The sequence below is a fragment of the Microbispora triticiradicis genome (assembly GCF_005864065.1).
Lineage (GTDB): Bacteria > Actinomycetota > Actinomycetes > Streptosporangiales > Streptosporangiaceae > Microbispora > Microbispora triticiradicis.
Window position 1 is genome coordinate 1 of record NZ_VANP01000049.1, and the last position, 827, is coordinate 827.

Below are 827 nucleotides of genomic sequence, written 5' to 3' on the forward strand. Positions count from 1 at the left end.
CGGCCTGGAGAGAGCCCGGCCGAGCGCCCGAGGGCGGCGGTCATGGAAGACGTCGCGGAGCTGGCGGGGGTGTCGGCGATGACGGTGTCGCGGGTGCTGAACGCTCCGGAGAAGGTGCGTCCGGAGACGCGGGAGCGGGTGCTGGCGGCGGTGCGAGAGCTGGATTACCGGCCGAATTCGGCGGCGCGGATGTTGGTGACGGGGCGGTCGGGGGTGTTGGGGGTGGTGTGTTTCGACACCACGTTGTATGGGCCGGCGTCGACGTTGTTCGGGGTGGAGCAGGCGGCGCGTGACAGTGACTATCTGGTGAGTATCGCGAGTTTGCCGGTGCTGGATCGGCGGTGGATCGGGCGGGGGGTGGATCGGCTGCGGTCGCAGTCGGTGGACGGGGTGATCGTGGTGGCGCCGCATGAGTCGGCGGCTGAGGGGGTGCGGCAGCTTCCGGCGGGGTTGCCGGTGGTGGTGGTCGGTGGGGGTGGGGATGTGCCGGTGCCGGTGGTGGCGGTGGATCAGCGGGCGGGGGCGGCGCGGGCGACGCGGCATCTGCTGAGTTTGGGGCATCGGACGGTGTGGCATGTGGCGGGTCCGCCGAACTGGGTGGATTCGCGGGGCCGGGCGGCGGGGTGGCGGTCGGTGCTGGAGGCGGAGGGCCGGGTGGTGCCCGAGCCGTTGGTGGGGGATTGGACGGCGTCGTCGGGTTATGAGCTGGGGCGGCGGTTGGCGGCCGATGGTGGGGTGACGGCGGTGTTCGTGGCCAATGATCATATGGCGATGGGGGTGTTGCGGGCGTTGCGGGAGGCGGGCCGGCGGGTGCCCGAGGACGTGAG

At 72.1% G+C, this 827-nt stretch carries 1 protein-coding gene; it reads left to right on the plus strand.

Features of this window, described 5'->3' with window-relative positions; all coding sequences use genetic code 11:
- Positions 1-827: LacI family DNA-binding transcriptional regulator (locus FED44_RS35460; protein ID WP_416348972.1), on the plus strand; the 827-nt coding region annotated here is incomplete at both ends.